This is a genomic window from Xenorhabdus vietnamensis (genome assembly GCF_002127535.1).
Classification (GTDB): Bacteria; Pseudomonadota; Gammaproteobacteria; order Enterobacterales; family Enterobacteriaceae; genus Xenorhabdus; species Xenorhabdus vietnamensis.
On sequence record NZ_MUBJ01000005.1, the window covers coordinates 116,614 to 135,844 of the forward strand.

General features: G+C 43.9%; 14 protein-coding genes and 1 pseudogene. All 15 read left to right on the forward strand.

The features are described from left to right. Positions 1-784: 784 nt before the first annotated feature. On the forward strand, positions 785-1,732 hold the full coding sequence (gene leuO / locus Xvie_RS06720; protein WP_086108568.1) for a transcriptional regulator LeuO: 948 nt from the start codon (positions 785-787) through the stop codon (positions 1,730-1,732). A 369-nt stretch (positions 1,733-2,101) separates the two neighbouring features. Next, positions 2,102-3,901: an AMP-dependent synthetase/ligase gene (locus tag Xvie_RS06725; protein WP_422645957.1), complete on the forward strand. Its 1,800-nt coding sequence runs from the start codon at positions 2,102-2,104 to the stop codon at positions 3,899-3,901. Positions 3,902-4,179: 278 nt separating this feature from the next. Continuing rightward, complete coding sequence (gene ilvI, locus Xvie_RS06730) at positions 4,180-5,907, forward strand: acetolactate synthase 3 large subunit (RefSeq protein ID WP_086108570.1); 1,728 nt, start codon at positions 4,180-4,182, stop codon at positions 5,905-5,907. Positions 5,908-5,909: 2 nt separating this feature from the next. Then, positions 5,910-6,401, forward strand: coding sequence for an acetolactate synthase small subunit (gene ilvN / locus Xvie_RS06735; protein ID WP_167376241.1), 492 nt, complete (start codon positions 5,910-5,912; stop codon positions 6,399-6,401). Between the two features lie 88 nt (positions 6,402-6,489). Beyond that, positions 6,490-7,497: a catabolite repressor/activator gene (cra, locus tag Xvie_RS06740; protein ID WP_086108571.1), complete on the forward strand. Its 1,008-nt coding sequence runs from the start codon at positions 6,490-6,492 to the stop codon at positions 7,495-7,497. Between the two features lie 649 nt (positions 7,498-8,146). Next, positions 8,147-8,605 (forward strand): division/cell wall cluster transcriptional repressor MraZ, encoded by a 459-nt coding sequence (gene mraZ / locus Xvie_RS06745; RefSeq protein ID WP_086108572.1) that lies wholly within the window; start codon positions 8,147-8,149, stop codon positions 8,603-8,605. A 2-nt stretch (positions 8,606-8,607) separates the two neighbouring features. Further along, positions 8,608-9,552: a 16S rRNA (cytosine(1402)-N(4))-methyltransferase RsmH gene (gene rsmH / locus Xvie_RS06750; RefSeq protein ID WP_086108573.1), complete on the forward strand. Its 945-nt coding sequence runs from the start codon at positions 8,608-8,610 to the stop codon at positions 9,550-9,552. Next, positions 9,549-9,869 carry a cell division protein FtsL gene (gene ftsL, locus Xvie_RS06755; RefSeq protein ID WP_167376243.1) on the forward strand — a complete coding sequence of 107 codons (321 nt, stop codon included), beginning with the start codon at positions 9,549-9,551 and terminating at the stop codon, positions 9,867-9,869. Before rsmH ends, ftsL begins: the two co-directional genes overlap by 4 nt. 27 nt (positions 9,870-9,896) lie before the next feature. After that, positions 9,897-11,679, forward strand: a pseudogene (gene ftsI, locus Xvie_RS06760) (peptidoglycan glycosyltransferase FtsI). Next, positions 11,666-13,153: a UDP-N-acetylmuramoyl-L-alanyl-D-glutamate--2,6-diaminopimelate ligase gene (gene murE, locus Xvie_RS06765; protein ID WP_086108576.1), complete on the forward strand. Its 1,488-nt coding sequence runs from the start codon at positions 11,666-11,668 to the stop codon at positions 13,151-13,153. Before ftsI ends, murE begins: the two are co-directional and overlap by 14 nt. Then, a complete protein-coding gene (gene murF, locus Xvie_RS06770) occupies positions 13,150-14,532 on the forward strand; it encodes a UDP-N-acetylmuramoyl-tripeptide--D-alanyl-D-alanine ligase (RefSeq protein ID WP_086108577.1) in 1,383 nt (460 codons plus the stop codon). Before murE ends, murF begins: the two co-directional genes overlap by 4 nt. Next, positions 14,526-15,611: a phospho-N-acetylmuramoyl-pentapeptide-transferase gene (mraY, locus tag Xvie_RS06775; protein ID WP_086108578.1), complete on the forward strand. Its 1,086-nt coding sequence runs from the start codon at positions 14,526-14,528 to the stop codon at positions 15,609-15,611. The genes murF and mraY overlap by 7 nt, the downstream gene beginning before the upstream one ends. Before the next feature lie 17 nt (positions 15,612-15,628). Continuing rightward, on the forward strand, positions 15,629-16,939 hold the full coding sequence (gene murD, locus Xvie_RS06780) for a UDP-N-acetylmuramoyl-L-alanine--D-glutamate ligase (RefSeq protein ID WP_208612533.1): 1,311 nt from the start codon (positions 15,629-15,631) through the stop codon (positions 16,937-16,939). Beyond that, a complete protein-coding gene (gene ftsW, locus Xvie_RS06785) occupies positions 16,939-18,132 on the forward strand; it encodes a cell division protein FtsW (RefSeq protein ID WP_086108580.1) in 1,194 nt (397 codons plus the stop codon). Before murD ends, ftsW begins: the two co-directional genes overlap by 1 nt. Then, entirely contained in the window at positions 18,129-19,214 is a 1,086-nt protein-coding gene (murG, locus tag Xvie_RS06790; RefSeq protein ID WP_086108581.1) for an undecaprenyldiphospho-muramoylpentapeptide beta-N-acetylglucosaminyltransferase, read from the forward strand. The genes ftsW and murG overlap by 4 nt, the downstream gene beginning before the upstream one ends. The last annotated feature ends 17 nt before the right edge of the window (positions 19,215-19,231 follow it).

Below are 19,231 nucleotides of genomic sequence, written 5' to 3' on the forward strand. Positions count from 1 at the left end.
AGATACTTTATCTAAAAAACAATGTCAAGCAGTATAAGTATAAATTCAGAGGGAATCATATTCATTGTCGGTTGCTTATTAAACAGTTATTGGATTTGGTGACTATTTTTTACATTTTTAGCGATGTTTTTATCTATTTTTCATATCTATATATGGAGTAAAATTCGGCTGTGATGGATGATAAATGTTATATCTGTTATTTTATACAGTTAATTATATGTGATGTTTTATTAGACTGTTTTAATACGGATACATACTGATAAGTTCTGAGGAACAAGGAATGATGAATGTTAACCACGGTGTTTTTAGGTTAAGCAATCATAACCATATAGAATATTAATAAATTGTGTCTCGATATATTGGAAAAACTAATTTCTATTTAATATACCTGATCATTTTCTTGATAGCGAATATTAATGGAAATTTCTGATAACTAGTTGGAATGCAGTCATTTTATTATGAGTTGTTTTTACTCTTCATTTTTTCATTATTGGCTGATCGTTTGTGATGTAAGTCGTTAGTGTAAGTTGAGTTATTCCTATTCATATATAACGCATTAATATTCATGCTTATAAAAATATTACGGTTACGTAGATAAGAATGCATTGGTTATGCATATTTGATTTTTGTATAAGGAAGATTCTCAATTTATTTTCCAACAAATTGGGGTAATTGATCTTATTAATTGGTAAGGCTGTTTTTGATGTCTAAATGTTGCATTTAGAAACAGCTAATATTCCATTATTTAGTGAGATCACTGCTATAAGTTTAGTGGAGTGAAATAATGACTGAATACAACTCAGTAACTACAGGAAAAAAAGAGCCATGCGATGTTCAATTGCGTAGTGTAGATCTTAATTTGCTTACCGTTTTTGATGCTGTAATGCAAATGCAGAATATTACACGTGCAGCTCAGGCATTGGGAATGTCACAACCGGCTGTCAGTAATGCGGTAGCACGCTTGAAGACGATGTTTGATGACGAATTATTTGTTCGCTATGGTCGAGGTATTCAGCCAACGGCAAGGGCAAAACAGCTTTTCGGGCCACTCAGGCAGGCGCTGCAAATTGTCCATAATGAATTGCCCGGAGTGGGATTTGATCCCGATAATAGTACAAGAGTATTTAATCTCTCTATTTGTAGCCCTCTTGATATTCGTTTAGCGGCTCAAATTGTTGGGCAAATAAAAAAACATGCTTCTAATATTGAAGTTGTCATTAAAACACAAATTAGTGATGATGTTGCGAAGCAATTAAAATATCAGGAAATAGAATTTGTTATCAGTTATACCCAATTAGAACGTCCTGATTTCCATAATTATCCCCTGTTTAATGATGAATTGGTTCTGGCAGTTTCCAAGCATCATCCTAGAATTGGGAAGCTAATTACACAGCAGCAATTACAGGAAGAAAGACATGCTATTGTCTCGTTGGATAACACAGATTCATTCAGTAAACCTTACTATGAAAGCAATGAATTATTGCGCTCTGTTTCTTATCAGGGAACGGATTTAAATAGTGTTCTTAATATTGTCTCCCAGACTTATTTAGTTGCCATCGTGCCAAAATGGATGGTTGAACACTACTCTGAACAGTTAAATATTTGTTCAGTATCGCTGCCCAATGGTCGGATTTCTTGTCCTTGCTATTTAATATGGCATAGTTCAACAGATCGGGATAAAGGCCATCAGTGGATGAAATCACTGTTAAGTCATCTTGGTGAACAGGAATAAATCACGTTAAAGTAAAATATATGAAATGAGAGCCTATCCCTCTAGCTGCTTATCAGATAAAAGTACTCAGGGATAAGGCTCTTGGTTCGTTTTAGCTTATGCAATAGAGTTTTGGTTGCCTGAATTTTTCATGGTTCAGCTTGTTACCGTATTCGTCTGATAACGATATTTATTTCTGATTTTTTAATTCTTATTTGATAAATCCTATAACCACTTTCCATTCAAAGAAAAGAGATGTCAAAAATACACTTTCCCCTTTTATCAGGAATAGGTAGACTGCGCGAAAATAGCTAACATCTGTAAGCTGAAAAGTAGGCGATATGCTTACTGAAGACGCTGAATAAAAGACTTATACAGGAATATATTGTGATAACAGATTCTCTGCATTCCTATCACTTGGTTAACCGATTGCAACAGCAAGCCAACGAATATCCGGAAAAAATTGCATTTCGGCAATGGTCACCATCAGAACAGCTTGAAATGAATTGGCGGCAGGTTGAATGCACAACTAAATCCGTGGCAAGAGCATTACTGTCATTGGGAATAGAAGTGCAGGGGAAAGTTGGCATTTTTGCACACAATTGTATGGCATGGTCATTGGCTGATTTAGCTATTCTTCAGCTTCGGGCTGTAACAGTGCCGCTGTATGCGACCAGTACCTGTGATCAAGCCGCATTTATTCTTAATGATGCAGAAGCACAGGTTTTATTTGTTGGTGGACAGGAGCAACATGACATTGCGGTGATGCTGATTGAATTGTGTCCCCAACTTACTCACCTTATTGTTATGGATGAATCTGTGGATTTGAAAGGATGTCCGCAGGCATTGTATTTATCCACTTTCATTGATAGTGATTATTCACAATATCAGGCTGAACTTGATGGCCGTATTGCTGACCGGGATTTAAATGATCTCTTCACGTTAATCTATACCTCGGGTACAACGGGGGAGCCAAAGGGAGTGATGTTGGATTACCGCAATATCGCTTCACAGCTTTATTTACATGATCAAAGATTGACATTGAGTAAGCAGGATGTGTCACTTTGCTTCTTACCTTTATCCCATATCTTTGAGCGGGCGTGGAGTTATTATGTTATGCATACTGCTGCCCTGAATGTTTATTTGGCTGACACAAATCTTGTGCGTGAAGCGATGTCTGATGTTCGTCCGACGGTCATGTGTTCTGTTCCCCGATTTTATGAAAAAGTTCATGGCGCGATCTTGGAAAAAGTTTCTCGCGCCCATTTTTTGCGCAAAATGATTTTTAATTGGGCATTAAAGCAGGGAGAAAGCCGCTGGATGCGTCTACAGAAGAATCAAAAAGGTTGTCCATTCACGCGCTGTAGTTATCAATTGGCTGACAAATTGGTGCTGAACAAGCTCCGCAATCTTTTAGGGGGGCGGATACGTTTCTTGCCAGTGGCGGGAGCACGCCTTGACGATGATATTACCCGTTTTTTCCTGTCTATCGGCCTGAATATTAAATATGGATATGGCATGACAGAGACCTGCGCCACGGTATCCTGCTGGGAAGAAAAAAATTATCTGTTGGGTTCAATTGGTACGCCATTGCCTGGTGTTGATGTTCGTATCAGCGCAGAAGGTGAGATCCAAGTGCGTGGCTCTATTGTAATGAAAGGTTACTTCAACCGCCCAGAGGAAACTGTCCATGCCTTTACTGAAGATGGCTGGTTGCGGACAGGTGACGCTGGGGGACTGGATGATGACGGTAATTTGTTTATTACCGAGCGTCTGAAAGATTTGATGAAAACGTCAACAGGCAAATATATTGCGCCACAAATGATTGAAGGAATGTTAGGACAGGATCGTTTCATTGAACACATTGCGGTCATTGCCGATGCTCGCCAATTCGTTTCTGCATTGATAGTTCCCAGCTATGAAGCGCTAGAAGAATACGCGAAATCAATCAACCTCCATTATCGTGATCGTCTTGAGTTGTTGCGCAACCATCAGGTTATAGAGCTGTTTGAGCGGCGCTTGCAGGAAATGCAAAAAAATATTGTTAAATTCCATCAGGTAAAACGATTTATTCTTTTGCCGGAAGCTTTCTCAATGGAAAAAGGGGAGTTAACACCTACATTAAAGTTACGACGTAAGATTATCTCTCAACGTTATCAGTGCGAAATTGAATCCATGTATCGGGATTGAATACAGGCAAGATCGCGGCTATCCATCAAACAAATGTTTGCAGTGTGTGAATTGATGTTTGCTAACGTTTGTATCTAACGTTATTTTAGTTAACCTAGTGTTATCGAGTATAGTGTTATTGAATGTAATGTTATCTAACGTTATCGAAATAGCATTAAACTCAATTCATTCTATATAAATAAGAAATTAAATAAGAAATGGAATAAATAAGGTAACTTTTTCGTTACCTTATGAAATTCCGACGATTAACTTGCAAACAGAGCTTGGAGGCAAACTCGATGGAGATGCTGTCAGGAGCCGAAATGGTTGTTAGATCGCTAATCGATCAGGGTGTTGAACATGTGTTCGGCTATCCGGGTGGGGCTGTATTAGATATTTATGATGCCCTGCATACGGTTGGAGGAATCGAGCATATTTTGGTTCGTCATGAGCAGGGGGCCGTTCATATGGCGGATGGATATGCACGTTGTACGGGAAAAGTCGGGGTCGTTTTGGTGACATCCGGCCCTGGGGCAACGAATGCCATTACAGGAATCGCAACGGCATACATGGATTCAATCCCCATGGTGGTGTTATCTGGTCAGGTTGCCAGTTCTCTGATAGGCAATGATGCTTTTCAGGAATGTGACATGGTGGGCATTTCCCGCCCCATCGTGAAGCATAGTTTTTTGGTGAAAAAAGCAGAAGACATCCCTAGTACAATTAAAAAAGCTTTTTACTTGGCTGCAAGTGGTCGGCCAGGCCCTGTCGTTATCGATTTTCCCAAAGATACCGTCAATCCTGCATTAAAGTTCCCATATGTGTATCCTGAAAAAATTAACATGCGCTCTTATAATCCCACAGTTCAGGGGCACAAAGGACAAATTAAACGGGCATTGAAAACTTTGATGGAAGCGAAAAAACCCGTGCTTTATGTCGGGGGCGGTGCCATAAATTCAGAATGTTCAACAGAACTGGTGAAGTTGGCTGAAAGTTTCCATATTCCGGTTGTCAGCTCATTGATGGGGTTGGGGGCATTTCCCGCAACTCATCGCCAAAGTTTAGGAATGCTGGGGATGCACGGTACTTTCGAAGCAAATAAGGCGATGCACAATTCCGATGTGATTTTTGCTGTGGGTGTGCGTTTTGACGATCGAACAACCAATAATCTGGAAAAATATTGTCCGGAAGCAACTGTACTACATATTGATATCGATCCTGCCTCGATTTCTAAAACAGTGGCAGCAGATATTCCTATTGTCGGAGATGCCAGGCAAGTACTTGGTCAGATGCTGGAATTATTGGATTCCACTGAAGATATCCAAGATCCTGATGCTTTGAAAGATTGGTGGCTTTCCATTGAACAGTGGCGCAGCCGTAAGTGCCTTGATTATGATCAGACTACAGTGAAGATCAAGCCACAGGCCGCAATTAAAGCCCTTTATCGTTTAACTAAGGGGGCGGCATATCTTGCGTCAGATGTTGGTCAGCATCAGATGTTTGCTGCACTGCATTATCCATTTGATAAACCAAGACATTGGATCAATTCCGGGGGATTAGGCACTATGGGTTTTGGGTTGCCTGCCGCGCTTGGTGTGAAACTGGCAAAACCTGATGCTACGGTGGTGTGCGTGACAGGGGATGGTAGTATCCAGATGAATATTCAAGAATTGTCTACTGCCTTGCAATATGGTTTACCTGTTCTGGTACTGAATTTAAACAACCGTTTCTTGGGCATGGTGAAACAATGGCAGGACATGATATATGCGGGTCGCCATTCTCAATCTTATATGGAATCCCTGCCTGATTTCGTCAAATTGGCAGAGTCTTATGGTCATATTGGCATCTCCATCCAAACTTACGATGAGCTGGAGACGAAGCTGGCTCAAGCCCTGCATGAAGTCACTGAAAATCAACGTCTGGTTTTCGTGGATGTTACTGTTGATGAAACAGAACATGTTTATCCAATGCAGATCCGTGGGGGAGCAATGGATGAAATGTGGTTAAGCAAAACAGAGAGGACCTGATCATGCGCCGGATTTTGTCTGTATTACTTGAAAACGAATCGGGTGCATTATCCCGTGTGGTCGGTTTGTTTTCTCAGCGAGGTTATAACATCGAAAGTTTAACGGTCGCTCCTACTGAAGATCCAACATTGTCACGAATGACCATTCAGACTAAAGGTGATGCCAAAGTATTAGAGCAAATTGAAAAACAATTGCATAAGTTGGTAGATGTGTTGCGGGTCAACGAGTTAACGGCAGGGCCTCATGTTGAGCGTGAAATTATGTTGGTTAAATTACAAGCCAGTGGATATGGCCGGGAAGAAATTAAGCGCAGCACGGATATTTTTCGCGGGCAAATCGTTGATGTGACTTCAACATTCTACACTGTCCAATTAGTGGGGACGAGCGAAAAACTGGATGCTTTTCTTGATTCAGTCAGAGAGGTGGCAGAGATTGTGGAGGTAGCGCGTTCGGGCATTGTTGGTATCTCTCGCGGAGATAAAATTATGCGATGAAAAATCGCAATCTGCGGGTTAAAATACAGATATTCATCAGGCCCTACTGTAAAGTAGGGCTTTTTCATAATATTACTGAGGGGTTAATGTGAAACTGGATGAGATCGCCCGCTTAGCAGGTGTTTCACGTACTACGGCCAGTTATGTCATCAATGGTAAAGCCAAACAGTATCGGGTCAGCGATAAAACAGTAGAAAAAGTGATGGCAGTGGTCAGGGAGCATAATTATCATCCTAATGCTGTTGCTGCTGGTCTTCGGGCGGGGCGCACCCGTTCAATTGGTCTAGTCATACCTGATTTGGAAAATACGAGTTACACGCGTATTGCTAATTATCTTGAGCGTCAGGCTCGGCAGCGTGGCTACCAGCTACTGATCGCGTGTTCTGAAGATCAACCTGATAATGAAATGCGTTGTGTGGAACATCTTTTGCAACGTCAGGTTGATGCGATCATTGTGTCCACTGCCTTGCCGCCTGAGCACCCTTTCTATCAACGTTGGGCAAATCGTTCATTACCAATCATTGCTCTTGACCGTGCTTTGGACAGTGAGCACTTTATTAGCGTGGTTGGAGATGATCTGGAAGATGCGAAGATGCTAGCGCAGGAATTGCGGCAATTCCCTGCTGAGTCAGTTCTTTATTTGGGAGCACTGCCTGAATTATCGGTCAGTTTCTTGCGTGAACAAGGTTTCCGTGAAGCGTGGGAGCATGATCCACGAGAAGTAAACTATCTTTATGCCAATAGCTATGAGCGTGAAGCTGCGGCAGAGGTATTCGCATCATGGATGGAAACGAACCCCGTTCCTCAGGCATTGTATACCACTTCTTTCGCATTGCTTCAGGGAGTAATGGACACGATTCTTAAACGTAGTGGACGCTTACCAGAGCAATTGGTGATCGCTACATTTGGCGATCATGAGTTGCTTGATTTTCTTGAATGTCCGGTATTGTCTGTGGCACAGCGCCATCGTGACGTCGCTGAACGAGCTCTTGAGCTGGTATTGGCCAGTTTGGATGAAAAGAAACGCCCAACCCCCGGAATAACCAGAATGCGTCGTCATTTATGTCACCGTGGCAAGTTGAGTCGAAAAGCCTGAGTGGGCACCCTCATTAAAGATGAGGGTGCTGTTTGCTTGCTGAAAATTATCAAAATATGCTTTTATCGGTGATTTTGGGACTATTCTTACTAAAATTCTTCTAAATATTCTTTTATAACCGTTAAAAACGATAATGTGTTATTTAAATTTACAAAATGAATAATTTCATGACCTAATTTGATTGTTAATGCTGGTTACTTATTATTTTGGAAATGTTGTTTTATTTAATTGATATATAATAATTTTATGTTTGAAGGTAAACATTTAATTTTATTTTGTTATTATTATTTTGCACTATTGTAACTCAAATATATTGTTATTATTGATAGATTGTGATCGGTTAACAGTTGGTCAGCAGTGAGATGTGAATTGCATAAATTAATTTAAGTGGTAATTTTTTGCACTAAACTCCTTTCCTAATAAGACTCTCAGTGGCTTTTTTAAATTATTCAAAATTATCATGGTGTTATCTATTAATATTATAGCCAGAAATTAAAAATATCTCTTTTTCTGTTCCCAATCTTTCTGTAAATCTAGCTAAAGCGCACGGGCTCTGGCTTGACAAGGTTTTCATACCATCCGTAAACTCTTAATTGTGGTGATTTGTGGGGTAATGTGGAGATTTGGGCCATCAAGGGGTAACCTGAGTATGTTTCGTGGAGCAACGCTGGTTAATCTCGACAATAAAGGGCGGCTCACTGTACCAGCCCGATATAGAGAAATGCTGAATGAAGAATCAACAGGTCAAATGGTTTGTACTATTGATCTCCATCAGCCGTGCTTGTTGCTTTATACATTACCCGAATGGGAAATCATCGAAGAAAAATTATCTCGCTTATCCAGCATGAATCCAGCCGAGCGTCGCGTTCAACGTTTGTTATTGGGACACGCCAGTGAATGTCAAATGGACAGTGCAGGGCGTCTTTTATTAGCCAATACACTGCGTCAACACGCAGGGCTAACAAAAGAGGTCATGCTGGTTGGGCAATTTAATAAATTTGAATTGTGGGATGAGCAAGCTTGGTATCGACAAGTACAGAATGATATTGCGGCTGAGCAATCCACACAAGAACCTCTATCAGCAAGGCTACAGGACTTATCACTATAAACATGGCAAATAGTCATTTTGAGCATACCAGTGTTCTACTGGATGAAGCTGTCAATGGACTGAATATCCAAGAAGATGGAATTTATATAGACGGAACATTTGGGCGAGGGGGACACTCTCGCTTGATCTTGTCGAGATTAGGACGCAATGGGCGTTTAATGGCGATAGATCGTGATCCACAAGCCATTGAAGCATCAAAGGCTATTACTGACCAGCGTTTTTCTATCACACATGGCCCATTTTCTGAATTGGCAACATACGTAGAAGAGGCGGGTCTGGTTGGGAAAATTAATGGCGTATTGCTGGATTTAGGGGTTTCTTCCCCACAGCTGGATGATCCTGAACGTGGTTTTTCATTTATGCGTGATGGGCCATTGGATATGCGTATGGATCCTACGCGTGGGCAGTCTGCCGCAGAGTGGTTGATGAAGGCTGAAGCGGAAGATATCGCATGGGTATTGAAGACATTTGGTGAAGAACGTTTTGCCAAGCGCATTGCAAAAGCCATTGTGGCACGTAATCAGGAGCAACCCATTACGCGTACCCGAGAGCTGGCAGAGTTAATTGCTCAAGCAAGCCCAGTTAAGGAGAAGCATAAACATCCGGCAACACGCAGCTTTCAGGCTATCAGGATTTACATTAATAGTGAACTGGAAGAGATCGAACGTGCATTAGATGGTGCACTGCATGTTCTGGCACCACAAGGGCGATTATCTGTCATCAGTTTCCATTCGTTGGAAGATCGTATAGTGAAACGTTTTATTCGACAACACAGTCAGGGGCCACAGGTTCCAGCCGGTTTGCCTCTCACAGAAGCGCAGTTAAAAATGCTGGGGGGAAGAAGTCTGAAATCTATTGGTAAAATGAAACCTTCAGAAGGTGAAGTGGGCACGAACCCAAGAGCACGAAGCTCCGTTTTGCGGTTTGCCGAAAAGGCAGGTGAATAATGGCTAGTGAACGTCACGGGTTAGTGGGGGTTATTGGCAGCGATTTTATTCGCAATGCCAAGCTACCACTGTTTTTGCTGGCGATAATTGTAGTTTCAGCCACCTGTGTTGTCACGGTCGTATATCAAACCCGCTTATTGATTGCGCAAAAAAACGATCGGGAGAAACAGATTAATGCTCTGGATGTTGAGTGGCGTAATTTGCTCCTTGAAGAGAAGGTTCTGGGTGAACGCAGTCGGGTTGAAAATAATGCGATTAAACACTTGCATATGCAATACGTTGATTCAAAAAAAGAAAATATAGTGATGATTCAATGATTCCAGTTGATAACCAAAAGGTAGGCAATGAAAGCTGCACGCTCTTTAAAGTCGAAAAAGCTAGAAGATAAAGCAAGTTTTATAAGCTGGCGTTTTGCCTTAGTGTGTGGGGGCATTGTGTTTGCTTTAATCGGGCTTTTGGTTCGTGGTGCTTATTTGCAGATTTTCAAGACTGAACAATTGATAAGAGAAAGTAATTCGCGTTCTCTGCGTGTCGAATCTATTCCAGCCCCCCGAGGCATGATCAATGATCGTAATGGTCGTCCATTGGCTGTTAGTGTTCCTGTTTATTCGGTTGGGGCAGATCCGAAAGAAGTGCTTGAAAAAACTAATATTACAGATGATATTCGCTGGCAGGCTTTAGCTGATGCACTTAATATCTCTCTTGAGCAGTTAAAAAATAAAATTACGGAGAATCCCAAGGGGCGCTTTGTTTATTTGGCACGAAGAGTGACTATTTCTAATAATAATTATATCAAGGAATTGAACCTACCTGGTATTAAGCTGTTTGAAGAATCTCGCCGTTATTATCCTGCAGGGCCGGCAACAGCACATATTATTGGTGTCACCAACATTGATGGCTTAGGAATTGAAGGGGTTGAAAAAAGCTTTAATCGCTGGCTGGCTGGCGTGCCGGGATCTCGAACTGTTCGTAAAGACCGAATGGGGCGTGTCATTGAGAATATTTCATCTACGGATAGCAAACCTGGTCATGATGTAATACTCAGCATAGATGAGCGCCTTCAGACTTTGATATATCGTGAATTGACGGAAGCGGTTGAGCTAAACAAAGCAGAATCTGGTACAGCCGTGTTGATTGATGTCAATACAGGTGAAGTTTTGGCGATGGCAAACAACCCATCTTATAATCCGAATAATTTGGCTGGAACGCCGAAAGATGCAATGCGTAACCGAGCCATCACCGATACTTTTGAGCCTGGTTCTACAGTAAAACCTCTGGTGGTTATGAGTGCGCTGACTAATGGCGTTGTCAGCGAAAATGCGGTAGTAGATACCAAACCATACCGGTTAACGTATGGTTCGCGGGGGCATGAAATCAAAGACGTTGCTCCGCGTTCTGAGTTAACTATTACGGGGATTTTACAGAAGTCGAGTAACGTTGGTGTTTCTAGACTGGCGTTAGCGATGCCTGCCTCAGAACTGGTAAATGTTTATTCACGCTTTGGAATGGGCAAACCGACCAATTTGGGGTTGGTCGGAGAAAGTAGTGGTGTATTTCCGACAAATAAACAATGGTGGTCAGAGCTTGATAGGGCCACCTTTTCTTTCGGCTATGGGCTGACGGTAACACCGTTACAGTTAGCACGGGTCTATGCAACGATAGGAAGCTTGGGCATTTATCGCCCACTATCAATCACCAAAGTCGATCCTCCCGTACACGGCACTCGAGTATTTCCTGAAGCTATTATGCGGACAGTGGTGCACATGATGGAGAGTGTGGCATTACCGGGAGGAGGTGGTGTACGGGCAGCGATAAAAGGTTATCGCATTGCCATTAAAACGGGTACGGCAAGAAAAGTCGGGCCGGATGGCAAGTATGTCAATAATAAGCATATTTCTTATACTGCAGGGATTGCCCCTGCGAGTAATCCACGGTTTGCACTGGTTGTAATCATCAATGATCCACAAGCAGGTAAATATTATGGCGGTGCGGTTGCTGCGCCTGTCTTCGGCGCGATCATGAGTGGTGTTCTGCGTACCATGAATGTTGAACCAGATGCATTGCCTGCAGATGATAAAAACGAATTTATTGTTAATAAATAAAGAGGATAAAAGTGGCAGATCGTAATTTACGCGATTTATTGGCTCCATGGGGTGTTGATGCCCCGGAGCTTCCGCTGCGCGAAATGACATTGGACAGCCGTAAGGCAGCTGCCGGAGATCTGTTTGTTGCGATTCAAGGGCATCAGACAGATGGTCGACAATATATTCCTCAAGCCATCGCTCAAGGTGTCTCTGCGGTGATTGCAGAAGCGAAGGGAAAGTCTGATAGTGGCACGATGCAGAAAATGCACGGTGTGCCTGTTATCTATCTGGATGATTTGAATAGTAAATTATCTAAATTGGCGGGTGGATTTTACCAACATCCCGGCAATAAGCTGAAATTGGTCGGAGTTACTGGAACCAACGGAAAAACAACAACAACGCAATTGTTGGCGCAATGGGCTCAAGGACTCGGAGAAACCAGTGCCGTAATGGGAACGGTGGGAAATGGTTTGTTGGGCATGATAATACCCAGCGAAAACACGACAGGTTCCGCAGTTGATATTCAGCTTGATTTGCAGCAACTTGTTAATCAAAACGCCACTTTTGCTGCGATGGAAGTTTCTTCGCATGGTCTGATTCAGGGAAGAGTGGCTGCACTGCCATTTCAAGCTGCTGTTTTTACTAATTTAAGCCGGGATCACCTTGATTATCATGGTGATATGGAGAATTACGAAGATGCTAAATGGCTATTGTTCAACAGCCATAATGTGAAACAGAAAATCATCAATGTTGATGATGCTATTGGGCTGAAATGGTCGACCCGCTTACCGGATGCGGTGGCTGTCTCGATGGAAAATAACTTACCGAAAAATTGGCAGGGACGTTGGTTATCGGCCAATGAAGTTCATTATCATGACAAAGGTGCCTCTATTTCATTTACGTCCAGTTGGGGGAATGGGACAGTCAATAGTCCCCTAATGGGCGCATTCAATGTTAGTAACTTACTGCTTGTTCTTGCAACTTTGCTGTCTCTTGAATATCCCCTGGAGAAACTGTTATCGACGGCTTCGTGTCTGGAACCTGTTTGTGGGCGCATGGAGGTTTTTTCCGCTGCGGGTCGTCCGACGGTTGTCGTTGATTATGCCCATACTCCTGATGCTTTGGAAAAAGCGTTGTCTGCGGCACGTTTGCACTGTAAGGGGCAGCTCTGGTGTGTATTTGGTTGCGGTGGTGATCGTGATAAAGGCAAGCGTCCGTTAATGGGGGGCATTGCAGAACAAGGCGCAGATCGTGTGATTGTCACTGACGATAATCCTCGCAGTGAAGAGCCTCAGGCAATTGTGGCTGATATCCTGAAAGGATTCATCGATCCAGGACAGGCAATAGTGATTCATGGGCGCGTTGAGGCTGTGACCAGTGCCGTAATACAAGCTACTGAAGAAGATGTTGTCCTTGTGGCAGGTAAAGGCCATGAAGATTACCAACTGGTCGGCAATCGTCGTCTGGATTACTCAGATCGCTTGACCGTTGCGCGTTTGCTGGGGGTAATTGCATGATTCCTCTGACACTACAGCAATTAACACAGTTAACGAATGGTGCGTTATATCGTATTACTGATAAGCAGGCTGAAGCTCTGCAAATTAATGCCGTAGAAACTGATAGCCGTAAGATCATACATGGCTGTTTGTTCATCGCCTTAAAAGGGGAAAAATTTGATGCCCATGACTTCGCTGAGGACGTAGCCCAACTGGGAGCCGGGGCTTTATTGGTCAGCCGTCGCCTTGATATTGATTGTCCTCAGATCGTAGTCGAGGACACTCGCTTGGCGATGGGAAAGCTGGCGGGTTGGGTTCGTCAGAAAAGTAAAGCACGAATTGTGGCCTTGACCGGCTCATCGGGCAAAACATCGGTAAAAGAGATGACTGCGGCGATTCTGCGTCAGTGTGGAAATACCCTTTACACCGCAGGTAACTTCAACAATGACATTGGCGTGCCATTAACTCTGTTCAGGCTGACTGATGAACACCAGTTTGCTGTTATTGAGCTGGGTGCCAACCATATTGGTGAAATTTCCTATACCGCTGAAATGGTTCGTCCTGAAAGTGCATTAGTCAATAACCTCTTTTCTGCCCACTTGGAAGGCTTTGGCTCTTTGGCTGGAGTTGCAAAGGCAAAAGGCGAGATTTTTGAAGGCCTGGCTCCGATTGGAACCGCCATTATCAATCTGGATAGCAATGATTGGAACAATTGGCAGCACAGTATTAATGATCAGCAAACGGTATGGCGTTTTTCTGTCTCACCAACGACAGGGGCTGATTTTTACGCAACAGATATTTTAGAGCAACCATTGGCAACGCATTTTTGCCTCCATAGCCCAATCGGGAGTATTGAACTGACATTACCATTGCCGGGGAAACACAATATTGCCAATGCATTGGCTGCCAGTGCGCTCGCAATTTCTGTTGGTGCATCACTGGATGATATTCGTACTGGATTATCGGAATTGAAAGCGGTTGCAGGGCGTTTATTTCCTATCCTTCTGACTGAGGGAAAAGTGATATTGGACGACACCTATAACGCGAATCCCGGCTCCATGATTGCTGCTGCGAATGTGTTATCACAGATGTCTGGTTATCGAGTCATGGTGGTTGGTGATATGGGAGAGTTGGGAGAGCAGGCGATTGAGTGCCATCAAGAAGTAGGCGAAGCAATAGCACCCAAAAATATAGATAAGGTACTCAGCGTCGGGACTCTCAGTGCCCATATTAGTAGTGCGAGTGGTCGGGGACAGCATTTCATAAACAAGGCTGAATTAGTTGCAGCGCTACTTCCTTTACTGGGACAACATGAAATGATTTCCATATTAATTAAAGGTTCACGTAGTGCCGCAATGGAAGAGGTAGTGAACGGACTGAAGGAGAACTTCCAATGTTAGTTTGGCTAGCCGATTATTTGAACAATAATTATCACTCAGGTTTTCGCGTCTTCTCGTATTTGACGTTCAGAGCCATCGTCAGTTTGCTTACTGCATTGCTCATATCACTATGGATGGGGCCAACTTTGATTGCTTATCTGCAAAAATTGCAAATAGGTCAAGTTGTGCGTGATAACGGCCCAGAGTCTCATTTTAGCAAGCGTGGAACTCCGACGATGGGGGGATTGCTGATTTTGTTCTCCATCACGATCTCTGTGTTGTTATGGGCAAATCTGAAGAATCCCTATGTCTGGTGTGTCTTGTTTGTCTTATTGGGTTATGGCGTTGTGGGATTTGTGGATGATTATCGCAAAGTGGTTCGCAAAGATACCAAGGGGCTAATTGCTCGATGGAAATATTTCTGGCAGTCCGTTATTGCTTTGGGCGTAGCGTTTACTATGTACAGTATCGGCAAAGATACACCTGCAACACAATTAGTGGTGCCGTTCTTCAAAGATGTCATGCCGCAGCTGGGCTTGCTTTACATTTTGCTGACTTATTTCGTGATTGTAGGAACCAGTAATGCAGTGAACCTGACCGATGGACTGGATGGTCTTGCTATCATGCCAACAGTATTGGTCGCGGCAGGTTTAGGCCTGGTAGCTTGGGTAACGAGTAACACTCATTACTCTGCTTACCTGAATATTCTTTATCTGAATAATGCATCTGAGCTGGTGATTGTCTGTACTGCAATTGTCGGGGCAGGGCTGGGTTTCTTGTGGTTCAACACGTACCCAGCGCAAGTATTTATGGGGGATGTTGGTTCGTTGGCCTTGGGTGGAGCATTGGGAACTATTGCAGTATTGCTGCGACAGGAATTCTTGCTGGTCATCATGGGGGGGGTCTTCGTGGTGGAAACGCTGTCTGTCATTTTGCAGGTTGGCTCATTCAAACTGCGTGGACAGCGTATTTTCCGCATGGCACCGATTCACCATCACTATGAATTGAAAGGTTGGCCAGAACCGCGCGTTATCGTGCGCTTTTGGATTATCTCCCTGATACTGGTGTTGATTGGTTTGGCAACCCTGAAGGTACGCTAATCATGGCTGAGAGACTCATGACTGAATACGTGGATAAAAAAGTTGTCATCGTTGGATTGGGGCTGACAGGTCTGTCCTGCGTTGATTTCTTCATTGCACGTGGAGTGACTCCGCGTGTGATGGATACCCGTATAGTGCCGCCAGGCAGCGATAAACTGTCTGATGAAGTTGAGTGTCACACTGGCAGTCTGAATAAACAGTGGCTGATGGATGCTGATTTAATCGTTGCCAGTCCGGGTATTGCACTGGCAACACCTGAATTGCAAGCGGCGGCTGATGCAGGTGTAGAAATTATCGGAGATATTGAACTGTTTTGCCGCGAAGCGACTGCGCCGATTGTTGCCATTACGGGTTCGAATGGTAAAAGCACCGTGACCACTCTGGTTGGGGAAATGGCAAAAGAGGCGGGATGGCTGGTTGGTGTAGGTGGCAACATTGGTGTCCCTGCTCTGGAATTGCTGAAACAGCCTTGTCAGCTCTATGTACTGGAATTATCCAGCTTCCAACTTGAAACAACTTATAGCTTGAAAGCAGCGGCAGCGACCGTACTGAATGTTACAGAAGACCACATGGTTCGTTATCCGCAAGGCTTGTCACAGTACCGTGCGGCGAAATTGCGAATTTATAATCAGGCAAGAATTTGTGTGGTCAATGAACAAGATGTTCTAACTTTGCCAGAAACAGGCAAGGATAGCCGTTGCATCAGTTTTGGTGTGGATAGTGGTGATTATCAGCTTGATAGTGGACATCAACAACTGCTGGTCAATCAGCACCCGGTGTTGGCAATACGTGAAATGCAGATGGCTGGGCAACATAACTACACTAATGGATTGGCTGCATTAGCATTGGCCGATGCTGTGGGTATCCCTCGCGAAGCCAGTCTTCAGGCTCTACGTACCTGTGCCGGGCTGGAGCACCGTTTTCAGGTGATTTATATGAGAAATGGTGTTCGTTGGGTGAATGATTCCAAGGCAACCAATGTTGGCAGTACCCAAGCGGCACTCAGTGGATTGAGTCTGGAAGGCACACTTTATCTTTTAGTGGGGGGAGATGGAAAAGCGGCGGATTTTACCCCACTGAAACCCCATATATCGGGAAATCACATTCGTCTTTACTGTTTCGGTCGTGATGGAGGGCAGTTGGCTCAATTGCGTCCTGAAATTTCAACACTGACAGTAACAATGGAACAGGCGATGAGAGAAATTGCGTGCAAGCTAGTTTCTGGCGACATGGTATTACTGTCACCAGCTTGTGCGAGCTTTGATCAGTTTAATAGTTTTGAACATCGTGGTCATGAATTTGCTCGCTTGGCAGAGGAGTTAGGCTGATGACCATTCCAGGCCTCGGTAAATTTAAAACTTGGTTAACGGGAAATGTGGAGGCAGATGCCACTAATGCCGTTATGTATGATCGTACCCTGGTCTGGATGGCATTAGGGTTGGCTGTGATTGGTTTTGTCATGGTAACGTCGGCATCAATGTCCGTCGCTCAGAGTACTGTCCAAAATCCTTTTAACTTTGCAATACGTGATGCAGTTTACCTGTTAGTGTGTTTTCTGTTATCCCTTATTACACTGCGTATTCCGATGAGCTTCTGGCTGCGTTATAGCAACGCCATGCTATTAGCAGCGATCATGATGTTGGTAATCGTGCTGTTTGTAGGGAACTCAGTCAATGGAGCATCACGTTGGGTATCACTTGGGCCATTGCGTATTCAACCGGCAGAATTGTCTAAACTATCATTCTTTTGTTATCTCTCCAGCTATTTAGTCAGGAAAGTTGAGGAAGTAAGGAACAACTTCTGGGGATTTTGTAAGCCAATGGGTGTCATGATTGTACTGGCAGTTTTATTATTGGCGCAGCCCGATTTGGGAACAGTGATTGTATTATTTGTGACAACATTAGCACTGCTGTTTCTAGCGGGGGCTAAATTGTGGCAGTTCCTTGCCATTATTAGCTGTGGAATATTTTCCGTGTGCGTACTGATTGTTACTGAACCTTATCGTATGCGCAGGGTAACTTCTTTTATGGATCCCTGGCAGGATCCTTATGGCAGCGGGTATCAATTATCCCAATCATTAATAGCAATTGGCCGTGGCACTTTCATGGGGCAAGGGCTGGGAAACTCAGTCCAGAAACTTGCATATCTGCCAGAAGCCCATACTGACTTTATTTTTTCCATTCTAGCCGAAGAATTGGGTTATTTCGGTGTGGTTTTGGTATTGGCAATGGTATTCTTCGTCGCTTTCCGCGCAATGATAATTGGTCGTCGGGCATTACAGCTTAATCAACGGTTTTCTGGTTTTCTGGCTTGTGCAATCGGCATATGGTTCAGCTTTCAAGCATTCGTCAACGTTGGTGCGGTGGCAGGTATACTGCCGACGAAGGGATTGACATTACCTTTAATTAGTTACGGTGGTTCCAGTTTGATAGTGGTGTCAACTGCCATCGTTTTATTATTGCGAATTGATTATGAATTACGTCTGGTAAAAGCACAGGCGTTCGTAAGGAGCCCTAAATGAGTGGCAAAAACCGGCGCTTAATGGTGATGGCAGGAGGTACGGGTGGCCATGTGTTCCCGGGGCTGGCGGTTGCTCACCATTTAAAAGCGCAGGGGTGGGATATTCGCTGGTTAGGAACTGCGGATCGCATGGAAGCCGATTTAGTTCCGAAACATGGTATTGATATCGAATTTATTCAGATTTCAGGGTTGCGGGGTAAGGGAATAAAAGCGTTGTTTGCGGCCCCTATTAAAATTTTTAAAGCAATCCAACAGGCAAAAACCATCATGCGCCGCTATCAACCAGATGTTGTGCTGGGAATGGGGGGATATGTTTCCGGACCAGGTGGCATAGCAGCATGGTTGTGCGGCATTCCGGTTGTATTGCATGAGCAGAATGGCATTGCGGGTTTAACTAATCGTTGGTTGGCCAAAATTGCCAAAACGGTTCTACAGGCATTTCCGGGGGCGTTTCCTGAAGCGCCGGTTGTCGGTAATCCTGTGAGGGAAGATGTACTGGCATTGCCTGTACCAGCGCAGCGTTTGGCTGGGCGTGAAGGGCCTGTTCGGGTGCTTGTTGTTGGCGGCAGTCAGGGAGCAAGGATCCTGAACCAAACCATGCCAGAAGTGGCTGCTCGTCTGGGCGAGAATATTACTTTATGGCATCAGGCTGGAAAGGGTGCTCAGGAAGAAACACAGAAAAAATATGAAAATTCAGTTAAATCTGAATTCAAAGTGACTGAATTTATTGACGATATGGCACAAGCCTATGCATGGGCTGATATTGTTGTATGCCGTTCAGGCGCACTCACGGTCAGTGAGGTTTCCGCCGCAGGCTTACCTGCGATTTTTGTTCCTTTCCAGCATAAAGATCGCCAGCAATATTGGAATGCTTTGCCTTTGGAAAAAACGGGGGCAGCAAAGATACTTGAGCAACCTGAATTCACGGTTGATGCTGTCGTCGAGCTACTAACTCAGTGGCAACGTCCACAATTGCTGGAAATGGCAGAAAAAGCACGCTCAGTAGCTATTATCAATGCAACCGAGCGTGTGGCAGCAGCGTTGGTTGATGCTGCAAAGAATCATTCAGGCCGTTCCAAGTAGAACGGTGACGTAAACAT